Here is a 16498-nt window from a genome sequence, read left to right on the forward strand (position 1 = left end):
GCTGCCAGTAGGCCACCGAGAGGGCGCTGTGAACCCATCCCTGGGCGCTACTTATGCCATCCCTGGCATAAGACCCTCTCGGCAACCTACTGCCAGCGCATCTAATTGCTGCATAGCTTGCTGTGTGTTTCTTTTACGTCAACGTAAATCAGCATAAATAAAAAAGCCCCAAGGCGCGAGCCTTGGGACTGGGGGCCATTGAGCGATGAGGCTTATTTGGCTTTGTGCACCTGGCGCCATTCGTGCAGGAGCGGCTCGGTGTAGCCAGACGGCTGCACGCGGCCTTTGAACACCAAGTCAGAAGCGGCTTTGAACGCGGTAGAGCCTTCAAAGTCGGCGCTCATGGCGGTGTAGGTGGGGTCGCCAGCATTCTGCTCATCAACCACTTTCGCCATGCGCTTGAGCGTTTCCTCGACACGGGGCGCATCGACGATGCCATGGTGCAACCAGTTGGCAATGTGCTGGCTGGAGATACGCAGCGTGGCACGGTCTTCCATCAGACCGACGTTGTGAATATCCGGTACCTTGGAGCAGCCGACACCGTGCTCTACCCAGCGAACCACGTATCCCAAAATGCCCTGGCAGTTGTTGTCCAGCTCTTGCTGAATTTCGTCATCGGACCAGTTGGCGTTTTCGGCCACCGGCACGGTGAGCAGGTCGTCCAAGAAGTCCGGCTCGCCCTGGGCTTCCAGCTCGCGCTGAACGTCGGCAACGCTGACTTGGTGATAGTGTAGAGCGTGCAGGGTCGCGGCGGTGGGGGAAGGGACCCACGCCGTATTGGCACCGGCTTTCGGATGGCCGATTTTCTGCTCCAGCATGCTGTGCATCAAATCGGGCATGGCCCACATGCCTTTACCAATCTGGGCGCGGCCGCGCAGGCCACAGGCCAACCCAACCTGCACGTTGTTCTTCTCGTAGGCGGTGATCCACGCAGCGCTCTTCATGTCGCCCTTGCGAACCATCGGGCCTGCTTCCATGGCGGTGTGCATTTCGTCGCCAGTGCGGTCCAGGAAGCCGGTATTGATGAAGACCACGCGCGAGGTCGCTTCGGCGATACATGCCTTGAGGTTGACCGTGGTACGGCGTTCTTCATCCATGATGCCCATTTTCAAGGTGTCACGGCTCATGCCAAGAATGTCTTCCACGCGGCCAAACAGTTCGTTGGCAAAAGCGACTTCTTTTGGCCCGTGCATCTTCGGCTTGACGATGTATACCGAACCTGCGCGGGAGTTGCGCGGCTGGTCGGCGTCTTTCTTCAAGTCGTGCAGCGCCAGCAGCGAGGTCACCACTGCGTCCAGAATGCCTTCCGGCAGCTCGTTGCCGTTTTCGTCCAGAATCGCCGGGGTGGTCATCAGATGGCCCACGTTGCGCACGAACATCAGCGAACGGCCCGGCAGCGTGACGGTGTTGCCGTCAGTGGTTTGCCAAGTGCGGTCGGCGTGCAGCTTACGGGTAAAGGTTTTACCACCCTTTTCGATGTTCTCTTCCAGGTCGCCCTTCATCAGGCCGAGCCAGTTGCTGTACACACCGACTTTATCTTCGGAATCCACCGCCGCGACGGAGTCTTCGCAGTCCATGATGGCGGTCAGCGCGGCTTCCACGACCACGTCTTTGACGTGGGCCGGGTCGGTCTTGCCGATGGGGTGGTTGGCATCGACCTGAATCTCCAGGTGCAGGCCGTTATTGGCCAGCAGAATCGAGTCGGGCGCAGCGGCGTCGCCGTTAAAGCCAATCAGCTTGCCAGCGTCTTTCAGGCCGGTTTCACGACCGCCCTCCAGGCTGACGACCAAGTGGCCGTCGCGGATAGCGTACTTCACCGCATCCCGGTGCGAGCCAGTGGCCAGCGGAGCCGCGCGGTCCAGCACGCCGCGGGCGTAAGCGATGACTTTCTCACCACGTTTCGGGTTGAAGCTGGTGCCTTTTTCCGCGCCGTCCTCTTCGGAGATGGCGTCGGTGCCATATAGGGCGTCGTACAGGCTGCCCCAGCGGGCGTTGGCCGCGTTCAGGGCGTAACGGGCATTGCTCACCGGTACCACCAACTGCGGGCCTGCTTGTGTGGCGACTTCGCGATCGACGTTGGCCGTGGTGGCTTTGACGCTGTTTGGTGCGTCCACCAAGTAGCCAGCCTCCTTGAGGAAGCTACGGTAGGCGGGCATGTCGCTGACCGGGCCGGGGTTTTCACGGTGCCAAGCGTCCAGCTTCTCTTGCAGCGTGTCGCGCTCTTCGAGCAGTTGGCGGTTTTTTGGGGTCAAATCGTGGAACAGGGCATCGACACCGGCCCAGAAGGCGCTTTCGTCGACGCCGGTGCCCGGCAGAGCCTGCTCGTTGATGAAACGATCTAGGTCGGCTGCCACCTGTAAACGGTGACGCGTGATACGCTCGCTCATGGGGTTCTCCTGTGAAGGTGCCCGTGGTGGGTTGAAGTGCCACGGTCAGGGTGAATGGTGATTTATGGAAAATACTTCCACACCTGCGTTGGCATGTAAACAGCGTAGACCCTAAAGCGGTAAAATGCTCGACCAAATGATAAGAGCGGGCGGCACCGCCGCTGTTATTTTGTGCTGTTACTCAGCCCATGGAAGTGTGGTGTTCACGGAGAGACGTCAATGCATAATTTCCAGCACTTGGAAGACCTGTTCCGGCAGGCGCAAGGGGAGTCGTCGCTCTCCCGCTTGACGCCAGGCGACGCGCTAACGGACGCTGTGCATGACTACTTTCGCCACTACGGTCTGGAGGCGCTGCTCAACGACACTAGCGAAGTGCATGCCGGATTTGTCGATACCGGACGGTTCGCGCTGTGGTGCCAAGTGTGGAGCCCACCCAAGCCCACCGGCACCGCGTTCGTGATTCATGGCTATTTCGATCATTTGGGCCTGTACCGCCACCTGCTCAGTTGCCTGCTGGCCAAAGGCTGGCGCGTGGTGCTGTGGGATTTACCCGGCCACGGCCTTTCCAGCGGCCCCCGGGCGGAAATCGAAGACTTCGATGATTACCAGCACTGCCTAGCGCACCTGCAAAAGACGCTGCAAACGCTCAACATGGCACCCACACCGTGGCTGGGCGTGGGGCAAAGCACCGGCGCGGCGATTTTAGCCACCGATGCGCTCACCCGCCGAGAAGCCGCCCATTGGGCCGGTATCGTGCTGCTGGCACCGCTGGTGCGCCCTTGGCGCTGGAGCCAAGCCAGCTGGCTGCATTTGATCGCCAGCCCCTTTGTCAAAGAGCTGCCGCGCAAGTACCGCCCCAACTCCACCGATGAAGCGTTCACCGCCTTTCTACGCGACCAGGATCCGCTACAGCCCGAGCGCTTGAGCGTGGCCTGGATCACCGCCATGCGCCGCTGGATGCCGCGCCTCTTGGCGCTCGAACCCAATCCGTTGCCTACCCTGATTCTGCAGGGCGAACAGGACCTCACCGTGGATTGGGAGTGGAATCTGACCATTTTGGCGGAGAAATTCCCCAATGCAGAGGTTCATCGTCATCCGGAAGCGCGGCACCATTTGGTGAACGAAGCAGAGCCGATTCGTCAACAGCTGTTTGAAGCGCTCGACCATTTCGTCGAGAACGTGCATTGACCCCAACGAAGGAGAGGCCATGACCGCCATTCAACCACCCAAAGTACTGGTTTTTGCTGGCAGCGCCCGTGAAGGCTCGCTCAATAAACAGCTCGCCAAGCTAGCTGCCCAGCGCATCGAGGCGTTAGGTGGCAAAGCCACGTTCATCGATTTGAAAGCGTATCCCTGCCCGCTGTTCGACGAAGATATCGAAGCCCAAGGCATGCCGGAGAACGTGCTGAAACTGCGCGAAATGCTGGCGGACCACCAAGCGCTAATGATCGCTTCGCCGGAGTACAACGGCTTTATCACGCCGCTGCTGAAAAATACCCTGGACTGGCTTTCACGCCCCTACGGTGACACGCCGGGCTTGGGGCTCTTTGCCGGTAAGTGGGCGGCGCTCGTAGCCGCTTCCCCCGGTGGCCTGGGCGGTATTCGCGCGCTGCCGCTGGGCCAGCAGTTACTGGCCAACTTGAGCCTCACCGTACTGCCCCAGCCGCTCTCGCTACCTAAAGCGGGCAGCGCCTTCAACGACAGCGGCGCGCTGCATGATGACGCCACGGGGCAAAAGCTGGATGCGCTGTGCCAGCGCTTGGTCGATGCCCTTGCAGCAACGCACGCCCAATGACGAAGGGGCTTATGCCCCTTTCAACAGTCGATCCAACTGCCGGTAACCGATCGCTTCGATAAAGTGCGGCTGTGAGGGCTTGGATTCGCCTTGCAGGTCGGCCAGGGTGAGCGCGACGCGCAGCACGCGGTGGTAGGCGCGGGCGGAGAGCTTGAGCTTTTCAAGCACGCCAGCGAGCCAGGCGCGCTCCTCTTCATTGAGGGCGCAGGCGGCTTCCAGCGCTTTACCGCTGAGCTGGCTGTTGAGTGCGCCCCGGGCCATTTGCCGCTCACGAGCCGCCATTACCCGCTCGCGCACCGCGCTGGAAGGCTCGCCTTGCGTTTGTGCGGTGAGCTGCTCGGGGGGCAGAGCGGGCACTTCCACTTGCAGGTCGATGCGATCCAACAGCGGGCCAGAGAGGCGTGCCTGATAGCGCTGAATTTGGCTGGCGCTGCACTGGCAGCGTTGGCGCGGGTCGCCCAGGTGGCCACAGGGGCAAGGGTTCATCGCGGCAACGAGCTGAAATTGGGCGGGGTAGCGACGTTCGTGGCTGGCGCGGGAGAGGTGGATTTCGCCCGTTTCCAGCGGTTGGCGTAATACTTCCAAGACGTTACGAGAAAACTCCGGCAGCTCGTCCAAAAACAGCACGCCGTGATGCGCAAGCGATATTTCACCCGGTTTGGGTTTCGAGCCACTGTCATTTTCAGCAATTAGTGCGACCCTCAGGGCGTAATATCGGGCTATTATGGTAGTCTGTACAGGATTGAGTGCGACAGAATTAATAGCAATTGATGCGACAGGTCTTGTTTTATTCAACATTTGGTGCGACTGCCCATGCCACTGCCTACATCCGTTCGTAAAATCGGCCCTACCCGACGAAGTGTGTCTGGCTACTATGCCTTTCGCGGGGAGGAGTCTATTGCGTTCGAGTCGACGCTCGAACGTGATTTCCTCATCAAGGCTGACTTTGATGTGAGCGTCCTTGGTGTGATATCCCAGCCGTGCGAGATCCCGTTTCATCATCCCGTGACCGGTAGGCGCTACACCTACACACCTGACTATTTGGTTTATTACCGTCTCGGTAACCGTCATTACAGGGATTACCCAAAACCTCTCCTGGTGGAGGTCAAACCACGGGAAAAGTGGCAAGCACATTGGCGTGAATGGTCGCCTAAATGGAAGGCGGCGATACGGCATGCCAACAATGAGGGCTGGGCGTTTCGCATTCATGATGAAAGCCGCATTCGTGATAAGACCTTGGACAACATTACCTTCCTAGCGCGCTACAAGCGGATGGTGTTTCCCTCTGTCGAAAGCCAGGCAGTCCTCAACACGGTGAGGGAAATGGGGGTGGCGACCTTGGATTACCTGCTTTCTCGGCACTTTATGGGCGATATTTACCGGGCAGAGGGGATTGCGCATTTATGGCATCTACTGGCGACTCGGCAGTTAGATTGCGATATGGCCCAATCCTTCAGTCCTCTATCGGAGGTATGGGTACCCGATTATGAATAACCATCGTGGCAGCGCAACTGAACCCAATAACGGCGTCGCCCAAACACGCCAACACTTGCAGATTATGGTGGGTGAGCAGGTTCAGAAAGATGGCACCGTTTACCGAATTTCCCAGGTGCTCGATTTTGAGACAGTCATTGGCATTGCCGTTGAGTCCGGGCGTAGTTGCCCGCTTCGCATCAAAGAACTAGCGCCTCTCAATAGCGGGTCCGTATCCCCTGAGCAGGATATGTCCGAGATTGGGGATGCCGATTGGCGGGAGGCCGAGCATCGCTTTTCCATCATTAAGCCCTTGGTGGATCGCCATACGGTGGGGCGGGATGCAGCGGAGGAGCGTGCGAAACAAACGGGGGTTGATACGGCTACGATCTACCGTTGGTTGAAGCGGTATAAAGCGACGGGCTCGGTGCTCGCATTGATTCCTCAAAAGCCAGGGTGGAAGAAGGGAAAGTCGCGTATTCCCGCGCATGCCGAGGCAGTGATTCAGGAAGTCATCAAAGAGGTGTATTTGACGCTGCAGCGTCCGTCCGCACAAAAAGCGGTACAGGAAGTCATGCGGCGCTGCCATGAACGGCGCATCGACCCGCCGAGCCCTGGTACCGTTCGTGCTCGTCTGCGTGATATCCCAGAGCGTGACCGGTTGCGTGGCCATGGTTTTAGAGACAAAGCCATTAACAAGTTCCAGCCGGCTGCCGGAAAATTTCCCAATGCGGACTATCCGTTAGCCGTTATGCAGATTGACCACACGCCTGCCGATATTATTTTGGTCGATGACGTGTATCGCAAGCCGATTGGTCGCCCATGGATTACGTTGGCCATGGACGTGTTTACTCGCATGGTCACGGGGTATTACTTGTCGTTTGACCCGCCCTCTGAAACATCTGTCGGCATGTGTGTGGCGCACTCCATGCTTCCTAAAGATGAGTGGTTGCTACTGCATAATGTGGAGGCTGAGTGGCCGGTATGGGGCACACCCGCCACGATTCATGTCGATAACGGCCCAGATTTTCGCTCTGAGACGTTTCGGCGCTCATGCCTAGCCTATGGGGTCAACCTTGAGTTTCGGCCTGTTAAGCAGCCTCGTTATGGTGGCCACATTGAGCGGGTACTGGGCTCTCTTCTAAAGGAAATCCATAACCTGCCTGGGACGACCTTCTCCTCCATTAAAGAGAAAGAGGGATACGATCCAGAGAAGCACGCGGCCATGACGAAAAGCGAGTTTGAAGAGTGGCTGGTGACGTTGATTTGCAAGGTTTACCACCAGCGCCTTCATTCTGGGATTGGTATGTCGCCGATGAAAAAGTGGGAAATTGGTGTGTTTGGCAATGCGGATGTGCAGGGAGTGGGATTAGCGCCGAGGCCTGCTGACAGGCTCTCTGTATTGCTCGATTTTTTGCCCAGCTTTCAGCGTACGATCCAGACCTTTGGTGTGACCATCGATGGCATAAACTATTACGATGAAGCGCTAAGACCTTGGATCAATGCCAAAGATCCAGACATGCCAGACAAGAAACGCACCTTTGTTTTCCGGCGCGACCCTCGCGACATTAGTGTCATTTGGTTCAAAGACCCGGAGCTCGGGCACTATTTTCGCGTGCCCTTTGCCAATCTTGCCCTCCCCTCGATGAGTGTTTGGGAGTATGCCCAAGCTAAAGCGCGCCTTCGGCAGGAAGGAAGAAACTCGGTCAATGAGACTGAAATTCTACGCGCTATTAGTGAGCTGCGAACCCATGTGGAGGAGTCGCAAGCACGTACTAAGCGAAGTCGCCGTCAGGCACAACGACGTAAAGAGCATGAGAAGAAGGTGACGCCTGCAGATCCCCTTTTACATGCGCCCTCAACTGCGGCCCCTAAAGAGACACCCGCTCAAGGGGACGGTCTTTTAACGGGTGATATCGATGTGAACTGGGACATAGCATGAGCACACACCTTCATCCTGATCTTCGTCACGTCTTGGGGCTGTCCGCTAAAGAGCGAATGGAGTTTATGGATCAACCGCGCTGGTTGGGCTATCCATTGGCCAATCGTGTCATTGAGGTCATGCGTGGGTTGATGGAGAAGCCCAGTCGTCCTCGTATGCCTAACCTCTTGCTCGTGGGTGACTCCAACAACGGAAAGACAACCATCGTTCAACGGTTTCGTAAGCAGTACGGTGAAGGCTACGTGAATGAAGACGTAGAGCCCGTGAAGCCTGTTGTTGTCACTCAGGCTCCCCCGAGTGCCGATGAGAAAAGTCTGTATATCGCAGTGCTAGAGAGTTTCTGGGCTCCCTACCGGCCTACAGATCCTGTTCCCAAGCTGCGCTACCAGGTGATTCATCAACTGCGTGCTTGCCATACGCGCTTACTGATCATCGATGAGTTTCACTCTCTGTTAACCGGTGGTGCTGTTAAGCAGCGCGAAACGATGAATGCCATTAAGCTTTTATGCAATGAGCTAATGATTCCCATCGTTGGTGTGGGGACGCAAGATGCTGTGCGTGTGCTGCATTCAGACCCACAGCATGCGAGTCGCTTTGATGTGGTCGCGTTACCAAAGTGGGAGCTCAATCAGGAGTTTCAGAAGCTGCTCGCTGGCTTTGAGAAGATATTACCTCTCAAACATCCTTCCCAACTGCATGAGCCCCAATTGGCGACCCAGCTCCACGCGATTTCTGGCGGTAATTTGGGTGACCTGCACCGGCTGCTGATTGAGTGTGCAAATGCCGCTATTTTGTCTGGAGCTGAGTGCATCGATGAGAAAATTATTCAGAGTAAATCATGGGTGCGGCCCACCCGTGGCATTAGGGAAGTGATGCTGTAATGACCTGGGCGCTGAGTGTGCCCCTGCTGCCTGAGGAGTCCCTTTCATCATGGCTCGTTCGGGCGGCGTTGCGACAGGGGTGTGATCCTTTGTCGCTCACCGGGGCTATTTGGCCAACATGGCGTATATGGACGAGGGACATTGATAGGGAAATACCCCTCGCAAGAATGCGCCCATTAGTGAATGCCTCGGGGATATCTTCCGCTAAGTTTCAGAAAGCGGGGATGCGGGACGATTGTGAGAAAGTGGTCGGTTACTCGTTACCGGAAACCCGGACTTGGCCCTGGTTGTTGGCACTCGGCAGCCGAAATCGAACCCGCCATGGAGGACAACAGGTATGCACGTTGTGCTTGGCAGAGGACTCAACCCCCTACTTGCGCCGGCACTGGCGATTCGCTTGGCACACTGGGTGCCGCTTTCATGGGGTGCAGCTGGTAGATGAGTGCCCAGCATGCAAGGCCCCTATAGAGCCCCATCGCCTGACAGCGGAAGATCAACATTTAGCTCAATGCAGCCGGTGTCATAACGATTTTAGAAAGGCGGTATGCACGTCGCCTTTACCTGAAGCGTTCAGTGTTCAAGTGATGGCTGATCGTGTGTTAGAACAGGATAAGGTGACGTTTAGGCAGGCCTCTATCGCACCCGCCGATTGGTTTTCTATGGTGGCCTTTTTTATTGGCGTTATACGGCGTGCAAGTCGGCGGCCTGTGTCACCCCTGGCCGATGCGCTTCTTTCATTGGGCATTTCGGTTACGGATTGCCGAATGCCTGTGTCTGGCCTGGCGTTTGAGCTGCTGGCTGTCAGCGAGCGTAGTGCCTTATTGGTAGCGTTGGAACGCTTGCTCAGTATGGGCCTTGAAGAAACGTTCAGCGTTCTGGTCGCGTGCAATGTCAAAACGAGCGCGCTTCATGATCCCCGAAGGTCGCCCCCCGTTGTGTTGTTGCCGCTGCTATCACGGTTATCTCACCACCCTCATGGGCCGCATCGCCGCCGTGTTCCCCCGGCTTGTCGCCCCATGTCGGAACGCGCTGTTAGAGCCTCATGGGCGCGTTTAAAACGCAGAATGAAAGCGGAGCCAACCTCTTGAATCAACACCAAACGGTCGACTGCGATGAGTGTGGCCGAGAAGTCTCCAAATTGTGGCGACGCCATAAAGGGCACGGCTACTGTTCAACTTGCTATGCTCGTGTGTTTAAGCGGCGGATGTGCCCACGATGTGGTGAGTTAGCCCGTCTGCCTAAGAATGACCCAGACGCCGTCTGTCGTCAGTGCAACGTTGACAAACCGTGTGCACGATGTGGAAAAGCCAGTTCAGACTACAACATCGGCAAGGTCACTCCCTACGGCCCTGTCTGTATCGCCTGCGCTCCCTATTTCAAAGAACCAGAGCCCTGCGAGGCGTGTGGGAAAGCATCTCAACGTCTTACCCGAGTGGCGCGTATGGGGCATGATCATCGCTTATGTCCACGCTGTTCGACAGCAGACCACGGTACCTGTTCTGCATGTCGTCGACATCGTTTATTGGTGGTGGCACCCAACGGGGATGCGTTGTGCAAAGCCTGTAATGAGCAAGGGGAAATTGCCTGCCCATCGTGTGGTAATCCCATGCCAGCGGGTCGAGGTGATGCCTGTGAGCCCTGCTATTGGACGCGAACATGCCGTAAACGCATCACCATTGGCCAAGCCGGTATCACTACCAAAGCGTTAAGTGAGGCCTTTGGGGAATTTGGTGAATGGCTGATTCGTATCACTGGGCCGCATAAGGCTGCCCTCAAGATCAATCATTTCTTCTCGTTCTTCCTTGAGCTCGACCAGGCATGGTCACGGATACCGAGCTATTCGGAGCTACTTCATCACTTCGGGGCGGAGGGCTTGCGGCGTGTGAGGCTTCCCATGCGATGGTTGCATGAAGAGCAAGGGGTAGAGCCGGATCACCAAGCAAAGCGGATCGACTCAGAGAAAAGACGTATTCAAGCGTGTCTCAGTTCTATGCCGTTCGCTTCGCTATCAGACCAAGTGCTGCAAGCCTATTGGCTGCAATTGGAAACCCGTATAGAGGCGGGCAAAACGTCCCACACCTCCGCACGACTTGCACTAAGAGCGGCAGCCGCATTGCTACTCGCTACTGACCGGGAGGGGCAGCGACTGCCTCAACAGGGCGATGTGGACAACTATTTGCATGCGGTGCCCGGACAAGCAGCCTCGGTCACGGGGTTTACTAATTTCTTAAATCGCCAACATGCCACCACGTTGGCTCCTCGGGTGGATGTAAAACGGGCAAGAAAGCGGCGAAAAGAAACACTAGCCCGCACCCTGATGACGATGGCCCGGTGTGCTGATCAAGGAGAGGCCTGGAGGGAGGCATGGATCGTTGCTGCCATGGAGTATTTCCATGACACAAAATTAACGCAGAAAATGCTTCGACAACAGACCGTAGAGCGGACGACAGACGGGATACAGGTGGTAGTGGGTGGCGTTACCTACTGGCTGCCTCTGGATATTGAGTGCTAAGACACTGATAGCGCGCAGTCACTTGGAGGGCCCCGCGACTCTGTAGGCGAATGTCGCCCCGCCGTTTGGACGGGGCTATGGCTCTCTACCTATATGCCAGGGCTCAACGGGGTGCCAAAAGGCGTGTCATGACCGTTGAGATGACGTCAAAACCAGGTCTTCATAAATGCCCTTGATAGCCTTCTCTTCTGGGCTGTGGCGCTGTGGCTCCTGTTCCTGCTTTGGATGTAGTGGGGTTATAAGCCCGTTAGAGAGTGACAGGACATCGCTGAGCTGCTCGTAATCGAGGTTTACGTTATCGACATTGTATTGGTTAAGGCGTGTCATGGTCTCTGTGAGTGCGGTCATACTGTGCTCTTCTTCTCCAAGCGGCGGAAAGGCTTGAATCAGCGGCTGACCGCCTTCCCAACCTATCTTGATCGGCTGATTGATGATGTTGACTTGGGTGCCGGGTGGAATGCGGTCAAATATAGATTCGATGTCTTTGGGTAACATGCGGATACAACCTCGGCTTGCGCGCATGCCAATGCCATCGGGCTGGTTGGTGCCGTGAATCAAATAGCCATCGAAGCCTAGGATGATGGCATGGTCTCCTAGCGGGTTATCGGGGCCGGGCGGTACAACGCTTGGTGCGGTTTCGCCGCGTGCTTCCGCTTCACGTTTTACCGACTCAGGCGGGTACCATGCGGGGTTTTTAATGTTCATGGTGGTCTCGGTCACACCAAGGGGTGTATCAAACCCTTCGCGACCGATGCCGATAGGATAGGTCTCAACGCGCGGTGTCTCACCGGTTTTGACATCTGGGTAGTAGTAAAGCCGCAGCTCGGCGATATTGATGACGACCCCAGTACGCTCGACATTCGGCAGGATGAAGCGTCCTGGAATGGTTACTTCAGTACCCACTCCGGGCACCCAAATACTGACCTCTGGGTTAGCACGTACAATCTCCTGGTAGCCAAGGTTGTGACGTCTGGCAATATCAATCAGAGTATCCTCGTAATTCTTCACGATGAAGGTGTCAGCCTCTCCGATAATATTGCCTTCCTCAGGTAGCGGGTAATGCCCCTTGGGCCATTCCGTCTCCTGGGCAGTGGAAGGTTGTGCCGCCATGGCGACAGGGAGCCATGCCAGAAACGAAACCATCACACTCACGATGAAGCCGATCTGCATTGGCCATGGGAGGAATCTCTTAAGTATTGCTGCGTTCTTTGCCAAGAGCATCGCTAGGTTCCTTTTTCATCTAATGCGTCGTTTTTTGATCGAGATAAGTTCAGTTGTAACCCGAGCAGTGTCAGCACCGCAGCGAGTATCCAAGCGGGGCCACTACCGGTGCGTGTGAAAGGAGTTAGGCCCTGCATCGGGGTCACCTCGCCCGTTAAACTGGCCTGTTCAAACTGTGGGGCACGGGCTGTGACGTGACCTTGTGAATCGATGATGGCCGTCACGCCATTACTGGTAGCTCGAAGTAGGTGACGACCATTTTCTAAGGCACGTAGACGCGCCATTTGAAGATGTTGGTGTGGGCCAATGGAGCGCCCAAACCACGTATCGTTGGAAACCGTTAATAGCAGCTCGGCATTACGCGCCTGTTGGGCGACATGGTCGGCAAAAATGATTTCGTAACAAATGGCATTGCCAATGGTGGCTCCAGCCACGTGTAACGGAGCCTGTTCGCCTGACCCTGGGGTCAGGCGAGGTACTGGCAAGTCGAAAAAAGCAAGGGTGCCAGCGAGGAGACTTTGGAATGGCAAATACTCGCCAAAGGGCACCAAGTGCGCCTTCTGGTATTCGCCCTGCACATCATTTAGCCCTATGACGCTGTTATAAGAGCGCCCTTCACTGTCGCGTTGCAAAATGCCGGTCAACAAGGCGGTGTCAGGCCCCAGGTCGGACGCTACTTGCTCAAGTATTTGCTGTGCTTCCTGCTCAAGCATGGGAAGGGCTGCCTCAGGCCAAACGATGAGATCGATATCCCTTGCTTGCTCCCGTGTCATCGTCGTGTAGATACTGATCGCTTCGCGCTGCCCTTGGGCAGTCCACTTAATGCGCTGGTCAAGATTCCCTTGCAGCAATGCCACCCGGATGGGCTTGCCAGCCGGGGTTGTCCATTGGGCGGGCAATAGGAATGGAACGATCCACAAGGCGGCCATTGGGACAAGGAAACTCCAGCGGCGACGCAGTACCTCTACCCCTAACGTACCTGTCAGCGCGGTCATGAGTGACAGCAAGTACACACCACCAACGGGCGCCCATGGGGCTAGTGGAGAATCAATCTGAGAGGTGCCCAGCAATAACCAGGGAAAGCCGGTGAGCATCCAAGTGCGTAGCCATTCGCTCACCACCCACATACCGGCAAAGCTAAGAAAGGCGAACCGTGGCCCCGTGATGCGTCGATAGAGCCCAAAGGGGACTGCAAAGAAGAGCGCCAGGACGCTGACAAAAAGAGTGGTGAGGAGCATCGCCACCAAGGCCCCGGTGCCACTGAAATCGTGAATAGCAACGAAGACCCACGACGTGCCTGAACCGAACAGGCCTACCCCATAGCACCACCCACGCAGGGTGGCCATGGCGGGCGTTAGCGACGCTATTCTCCAATAGACCAGTGCCACGCTCACTGGGCCAAGCCACCATAGGGAAAAGGGGGCGGCACTCAAGGTGGTCAGCACCCCAGCGGCGAGCGCTACAACGCAATCGACTATTGGTGAGGAGCGCCCAGCAAAAAGCGTATATTCTTTATCTTTATCGACCACATCCATAGCGTTACTCAGAGCGCTTAAAAGCAGGACTTTCACGCCATAACGCCACCGCGAACATCAATACACCGGCAAATAGCGCGATATCGGCCATGTTAAAGGCGGGCCAATGCCATTCGCCCCAGTAAATGTCCAGATAGTCGACGACGTACCCTCGCGCTAAGCGATCAACAGTATTACCGAGCGCGCCGCCAAGAATCAGGCTGTACGCACAGGCCTCCAAGCGCGACAGGGGTTTGCATAGCTGCACAACCAATACGACGACCACCACCAACGCTAAACCAAGAAAGAGGTAGCGCTGCCAACCCCCTGCTTCTGCGAGAAAGCTGAAAGCGGCTCCTGTGTTCCCGGTATAAACCCAGTTAAAAAACGGCGTTAGCGGAATGACTTGGCCAAACGACATCTGGGCATGCACAATTTCCTTGACCAGTTGATCGGCTAGAGCCATCACGCAAGCTAATGTGAACCATGGCCAGCGACGTGAAGGGCTATCGTTTGGCGCTGTTCTCATGACGTTGTTTTTCCTTGTGACAGGCCTGTCATTGCGGTACTGGGCGAAAAGCGGTAACCCAGCAGTCGCATGGCGTTCAACGTCACCAGGACGGTAGCACCGGTATCGGCCATCACCGCAATCCACATGCCGGTAATACCCAGCGCCGTTGTAACTAGGAAAATGGCTTTTAAGCCAAGGGCGAGAACAACGTTGGTTTTCACATTGCGCAGCGTGGCACGAGAGAGGTCTATCAGCTCAGCGATGCCGGTAACGCGGTTCTTGAGCAAGGCTGCATCGGCGGTTTCCAACGCCACATCCGTGCCACCCCCCATCGCGATACCCACATCTGCTGCCGCGAGTGCCGGTGCATCGTTGATGCCATCGCCTACTTTACCGATGGGGCCACGGCCTGCCGCTTGCCAGTCTCGAACATACGCTGCCTTGTCTTCAGGCATTAGTTCGCCGTACGCTTCAATGCCTAAGCGACCCCCCGTGGCAGCGACGGTGCGGGCATTATCACCGCTGAGCATGACCGCCTGTACGCCTAAACGGGATAGCGCCGCTAGGCCTTCCATGGCATCTTCGCGTGGCTCATCGCGAACCGCGATCAAGCCCAGTAAACGCTCGCCTTCGACGAGGAGAGCGAGGCTCTTACCGGCTTCTTCTAACGCGACAATCCGAGCACTGAGACTTTCCTCAAGGATGACTTTCTCGTGAAGGTGACGAGGCGTCATTAAGCTCAGCTCGCGACCCTCCACCTGGCCGGAAACACCGCGCCCCGCCAGAGCGCGGCCGCCGGTGACGGTGGGGAGGTTGATGCCCGACTGTCGGGCATGCTCAACGATAGCCGTGGCGATAGGGTGACTGGAATCCCGCTCTATTGCGGCGGCGAGCCGCAATACGCTGTTATCGTCTTCCTCAGCAATCCAAGACTCCACATCTGTGACTCTTGGGGTACCCGCAGTGAGGGTGCCCGTTTTATCTAATGCCACCAAGCGAAGCTTACCTAACTGTTCAAGAACGGCTCCCCCTTTGATCAGTAGTCCGCGCCGAGCTCCCGCCGAGAGACCGGCGGCGATGGCGGCAGGGGTGGAAATGACTAACGCGCAGGGGCATGCGATTAACAGCAATGCTAACGCACGGTAAATCGACTCCGACCATGCCATGGTCGATACCAGCGGTGGCACTATCGCCATCAGTAGGGCGAGTAAGACGACGGCGGGCATATAGTAATACGCAAAACGATCAATAAAGCGTGCTATCGGTGCCTTGGCGGCCTGTGCTTCTTCAACCAGACGAATAACGCGTGCGATCGTATTGTCATCAGCGCCTCGTGTTACCTCCACCTCCAGGGCGGCATCAAGATTCACTGTGCCAGCAAAAATGTCATCACCAGGCGCTCGCGAACGAGGTATGGACTCGCCGTTTACCGGCGACTCGTCAATGTCGGAGGTGCCCACCAGGATGCGTCCATCGCAGGGTACGCGATCACCGGGCCGCACCAGCACACGCTGACCGGGTTTAAGTGACTCCGCCGAGACATCACGCAGATGGCCGTTGTCCATCAGCCTCGCCGTTGAGGGTGTTAAGTTTGCCAAGGCTGAGATACTGCGGCGCGCCCGTGACGCAGCTACCCCTTCGAGTAGCTCACCTACGGCGAACAAGAACACGACCATCGCAGCTTCAGCAGCAGCATTGATGGCCAATGCGCCAACCGCAGCGATGCACATCAGCATCTCGATGGTAAAGGGGTTGCGCATTTTGAGGGCGCCCCAGGCACTCTGCGCAATGGGCATTAAGCCGACCAGCGTGGCCAGAATGAACGGCACATTACCCAGCGCAGGCCATGCTAAACGAAGCGCGAAGGCTACGATCAGCAGATTTCCCGTGATAATGACCAAGCGCCCTTTAGCGGTTTGCCACCAAGAGGATGAAGCACCAGATGCGCGTGTTTGGCCAGCAGGGGAAGTCACTTGATAGCCTAGTTCGTTCAGGATGCCCTCAATGGTCTGTTGCGAGGGGCCTCCATGATCGCGCTGGTGAATCTTCACCGATCCTGTGACGGAGCTTGCCGTGACTTCCTCAATGCCGTCCAGCCGCTCTAGCGCCGACACAACCTTGCGCTCACAACCGCCGCAGTCCATGCCTTCAACACGCAGTGTCAAGACGGTAGGCGCTGTCGCCTGCGTTGATGTTTTCATGGTGCCTCTTCTCCCAATGAGCTATGGTTTTGAAGTGTAAACCTTGTAGCAACTACAGCTT

The 16498-nt window shown here is 56.7% G+C and carries 11 protein-coding genes and 1 pseudogene; 6 read left to right on the forward strand and 6 right to left on the reverse strand.

The genetic code is table 11. The features are described from left to right. Positions 1–212: 212 nt before the first annotated feature. A complete protein-coding gene (locus MHM85_RS09450; RefSeq protein ID WP_153843514.1) occupies positions 213–2387 on the reverse strand; it encodes a malate synthase G in 2175 nt (724 codons plus the stop codon). Positions 2388–2606: 219 nt separating this feature from the next. Between MHM85_RS09450 and MHM85_RS09455 the strand changes: the two genes are divergently transcribed. Both MHM85_RS09455 and MHM85_RS09460 read left to right on the forward strand, forming a co-directional pair. Continuing rightward, positions 2607–3575 (forward strand): alpha/beta hydrolase, encoded by a 969-nt coding sequence (locus MHM85_RS09455; RefSeq protein WP_153843513.1) that lies wholly within the window; start codon positions 2607–2609, stop codon positions 3573–3575. A 19-nt stretch (positions 3576–3594) separates the two neighbouring features. Then, positions 3595–4182, forward strand: coding sequence for an NAD(P)H-dependent oxidoreductase (locus MHM85_RS09460; protein ID WP_219862204.1), 588 nt, complete (start codon positions 3595–3597; stop codon positions 4180–4182). Positions 4183–4191: 9 nt separating this feature from the next. Here the strand turns inward: MHM85_RS09460 and MHM85_RS09465 are convergent. Continuing rightward, positions 4192–4854 (reverse strand): annotated as a pseudogene (locus MHM85_RS09465) (ATP-binding protein); the annotation flags it as partial. Between the two features lie 141 nt (positions 4855–4995). On the opposite strand from MHM85_RS09465, the gene MHM85_RS09470 reads away from it, so the two are divergent. From MHM85_RS09470 to MHM85_RS09485, 4 genes are all read left to right on the forward strand, one after another. After that, positions 4996–5676 carry a heteromeric transposase endonuclease subunit TnsA gene (locus MHM85_RS09470; RefSeq protein ID WP_022521280.1) on the forward strand — a complete coding sequence of 227 codons (681 nt, stop codon included), beginning with the start codon at positions 4996–4998 and terminating at the stop codon, positions 5674–5676. Next, positions 5669–7597: a Mu transposase C-terminal domain-containing protein gene (locus tag MHM85_RS09475; RefSeq protein WP_016916422.1), complete on the forward strand. Its 1929-nt coding sequence runs from the start codon at positions 5669–5671 to the stop codon at positions 7595–7597. Before MHM85_RS09470 ends, MHM85_RS09475 begins: the two co-directional genes overlap by 8 nt. A 65-nt stretch (positions 7598–7662) precedes the next feature. Beyond that, a complete protein-coding gene (locus tag MHM85_RS09480) occupies positions 7663–8478 on the forward strand; it encodes a TniB family NTP-binding protein (protein ID WP_231125623.1) in 816 nt (271 codons plus the stop codon). Between the two features lie 1606 nt (positions 8479–10084). Then, complete coding sequence (locus tag MHM85_RS09485) at positions 10085–10990, forward strand: hypothetical protein (RefSeq protein ID WP_016916423.1); 906 nt, start codon at positions 10085–10087, stop codon at positions 10988–10990. Positions 10991–11116: 126 nt separating this feature from the next. Here the strand turns inward: MHM85_RS09485 and MHM85_RS09490 are convergent, their stop codons facing one another. From MHM85_RS09490 to MHM85_RS09505, 4 genes are all read right to left on the reverse strand, one after another. After that, entirely contained in the window at positions 11117–12100 is a 984-nt protein-coding gene (locus MHM85_RS09490; RefSeq protein WP_227408090.1) for a L,D-transpeptidase family protein, read from the reverse strand. 113 nt (positions 12101–12213) lie between these two features. Further along, positions 12214–13746 carry an apolipoprotein N-acyltransferase gene (gene lnt / locus MHM85_RS09495; protein ID WP_016916425.1) on the reverse strand — a complete coding sequence of 511 codons (1533 nt, stop codon included), beginning with the start codon at positions 13744–13746 and terminating at the stop codon, positions 12214–12216. A gap of 4 nt (positions 13747–13750) precedes the next feature. Continuing rightward, the gene (lspA, locus tag MHM85_RS09500) at positions 13751–14254 is read right to left on the reverse strand and encodes a signal peptidase II (RefSeq protein ID WP_016916426.1); all 504 of its coding nucleotides are present in this window, start codon (positions 14252–14254) and stop codon (positions 13751–13753) included. Beyond that, positions 14251–16437: a heavy metal translocating P-type ATPase gene (locus MHM85_RS09505; RefSeq protein WP_027965783.1), complete on the reverse strand. Its 2187-nt coding sequence runs from the start codon at positions 16435–16437 to the stop codon at positions 14251–14253. The genes lspA and MHM85_RS09505 overlap by 4 nt, the downstream gene beginning before the upstream one ends. Positions 16438–16498: the final 61 nt, after the last annotated feature.

The organism is Halomonas sp. McD50-4 (assembly GCF_022348135.1).
Lineage (GTDB): Bacteria > Pseudomonadota > Gammaproteobacteria > Pseudomonadales > Halomonadaceae > Vreelandella > Vreelandella piezotolerans.